The sequence below is a fragment of the Streptomyces sp. SID13726 genome (genome assembly GCF_010548375.1).
In the GTDB taxonomy this organism is placed as follows: Bacteria; Actinomycetota; Actinomycetes; order Streptomycetales; family Streptomycetaceae; genus Streptomyces.
Window position 1 is genome coordinate 1 of record NZ_JAAGLY010000612.1, and the last position, 414, is coordinate 414.

Annotated in this window: 1 pseudogene; it reads left to right on the plus strand. The window is 66.7% G+C overall.

The features are described from left to right. Positions 1-370, plus strand: a pseudogene (locus tag G3I78_RS51570) (hypothetical protein); the annotation flags it as partial. Positions 371-414 lie beyond the last annotated feature (44 nt).

Sequence of the window (414 nt, forward strand, 5' to 3'; positions counted from 1 at the left end):
AGAAGCCGCCCTCTTCACGGGGAAGGCGGAACCTGGCACGGCGCGTGTCACCGGCCACGGGTCCTTGACACGGGTCTGCGAGGTGATGCTCCAAGGCCCCGGTGGCCCCCGGATCACCCTGACCGTCAGCAACGACCCTGCCATGACCAAGGGCGTGCGACGCGACGAGACGGCCACGCAAGGAAGCGGCCGCACCGTCACCGCCTGCTCCCCCGGCGATCTCTACGTCGCCGTGAGTTTCAACGACGCCTACCGAGATGTGCTCTTGGACCAAGGGAAGGACGTCTACGAGACGGCACGCGCCGCCCTCTTCAATTCCTACCGGCATGCCGTGGGCAAGGAATACGGCTGTCCGACTGGCGAAGAATAGCGGGCGACACCCATCTCAAGCCGCGTCGCCCCACCGATTCCGGG